The organism is Caminibacter sp. (assembly GCF_053999135.1).
Map to the genome: position 1 here is coordinate 1 of NZ_JBMXVQ010000055.1, position 2,363 is coordinate 2,363.

General features: G+C 37.1%; 1 protein-coding gene. It reads left to right on the forward strand.

Annotated elements, in window-relative coordinates; all coding sequences use genetic code 11:
- Positions 1-412 precede the first annotated feature (412 nt).
- Positions 413-1,321: a hypothetical protein gene (locus tag ACXJH6_RS04560; RefSeq protein ID WP_456470581.1), complete on the forward strand. Its 909-nt coding sequence runs from the start codon at positions 413-415 to the stop codon at positions 1,319-1,321.
- The last annotated feature ends 1,042 nt before the right edge of the window (positions 1,322-2,363 follow it).

The window sequence follows — 2,363 nt, forward strand, 5'->3', positions numbered from 1 at the left end:
GCAAAAATTAATTACAGGACAGCTAAGAGGTTTTTTGAGGAGCATAATTTGAAAGAGTGGTTACAAAAGTTTGAAAAAGATCCTCAAAATTCTCTAAAGGAATTTAAAGTAAAAGAATTAAGTGAGTATTTTGTTTATTAAAAAATAAAAGCGGAGCAAAGCTCCACTACTATCGGAATGCGCCTAACGGCGCTTTAACATTCAAGAACAGTATATACCCCTTATAGTAAATTGAAACATATAATTTTCTTGACAGAAGAATATATGTTTCAGTAAAATAACAAAAAAGGTTACCGACTGGCACTCGGTAACCTAACAACTTTTCATATATTGTTTGATAGAAAGGTCGAAAGATGAAAGCTAAAATTTTAACCTTCCATATGTTGTTTATCAACAGAAAGATGAAAGCTAAATGAATAGCTCCGTATTGAAATTATACCATAACGCCCTAAAAAATAAAGAATTTTGTTTTATCTTTTTTTATTTGGCTAACGGCAGAGGCGATGAATTTATAGAACTGCAATTACCTATCCCTAATATTATTATTTATCCAAGTAAAAGCGGAGTTTTCATTGGATACTTTATTGAGGGATTTTTTGGCACTAAAAAGAACAGACGCTTTTTGCAAGACATAATTAAACGATTTGAAAAAACTTTTCTTAAGCTCTCTCATATAGGCTACATTAAAAGAATTAAGCACCCGCCTATCATTGACGACAACACAAATTGCCATTTTCAAATGGATATTATTTACTCTCTAAAAGATTTTAGCACTATTTTAGATAGTTTAAATTATCAGGTATCCAAAAAAGAAAAGCAAATCGAAAATCTAAAAATTGCAAGAACTCTTGGAGAAAGAAAAATAACTGACGATGCATTATTTGACTATATGAGGTTTATTGCATATGATTTTGTAAAGACAAACTGTAAAGAAGCCTTAACAAGAGAATATTTAGAACAGATTGGAGAACTTGGAAACGAAATTTTAGGTAAAACAAAAGAGCAAAGCACAATTAGAGCAAAAGCAAAATCAATTTACAATTGGATTATGGAAAATTACAATTCGAAAGGAGTTAGTAACTGGAACTATGTCAGAAAAACAAAAGACGATCAGGAGTTAAAAATGACAAGACAAGAAATAGCACTTAAAAACGCAAAGAAAAAAGCAGAGAAAACAAAAGCAAAAGTTTATAAAGCTATCGAAAAATTAAAAGAACAAAAAGAAAAAATAACTATTAAAAATATTATAAAAGTTGCTGACGTAGGATATACATCCGCTCAAAAATACCTCAAACAAGCGAGGGAAGAAGGAATAACTTAGAGCGGCACGGAGCTTGCAGAACGAAACGACAAAGCAAAAAAATGTAGCTTAACTTCTCCGTGCCGCCCACCGCAGCTTGACTGCGGCGTCGATACTCCGATAACAGAATGCAACCTGTAAGGTTGCACGGCGTAAGCCGTAAAAGCAAGGCGAAGCCTTGCAGCGCAGCACAACCGAGCCGCCTTTTTTAAGGCGAGCGAGGGGGTGCTTATTGTAGGGCGTAGCCCTATCTCTATTTTAACGACGTAAGGAGTTGAAATAGAGATAGGGCGAAGACCTCCCCCAACCGAGACGCCCCGTAAAATCGGGGCAGGCGAGGGTGGGGGTAATACTGCCGTAAGGCAGTAAAAGCCCGATAATTCGGGCTTTTTAACAATAAATTTAACGGATTGTAAAAAACGTTAAATTTTTTGTAAATAAAACGTTAAAAAAAGTTATTGCAATATTTGCATTATGTTTTATTTTTATTTTTTGTGTATATAACGAAATCTAACTAACAAAATTAAAACGGAGTAAAAATAAAGAAGGGCAAAACCGGAATGACGAAAGAGTAGGCAAAGCATTAGAAAGATATATAAATTATAAACAGCCGAAAATCGTTGTCCTGGAAGTAGCCCCGATAAAAAATGTATATATTCTATTTGCTACGCTCCGAAACTTCCAACGCTAAACGGGTAGCAAGGTTACGCAAGGGGCGGCCAAGTGAGGCCACACCAGCAGCTGCAAGCTGCGGCCTATCGGTAACCTGCGAGGAAGTTATCTTATCCCGCCAAGGCGGCCAACACGGCCAAACTCTCCAGCATTTTGCATTTGGTGTTTTTGTGCGGTTACACACCTAAAAAAAGAAAATCGCATTTCTAAGTAATTTGCCCCGTGCCTTGCCCCTAACGGTTCTTTTTATGTTTAAAAGACGTAAAAGGAGAGGCCGAGGGGAGCAGCTGCCGCTCCTGGTAACCAGGAAATCCAACTGCCCGAAAGGGCAGGCGGTAGGCAGCTGCGGCGGGCGGGGCGTAGCAAAAACACAGCTAAAAGCTTTAATCCT

Bases quoted from the DNA above. Each gene is read 5' to 3' on its own strand.
- ACXJH6_RS04560 (WP_456470581.1), top strand. From the start codon at position 413: ATGAATAGCTCCGTATTGAAATTATACCATAACGCCCTAAAAAATAAA.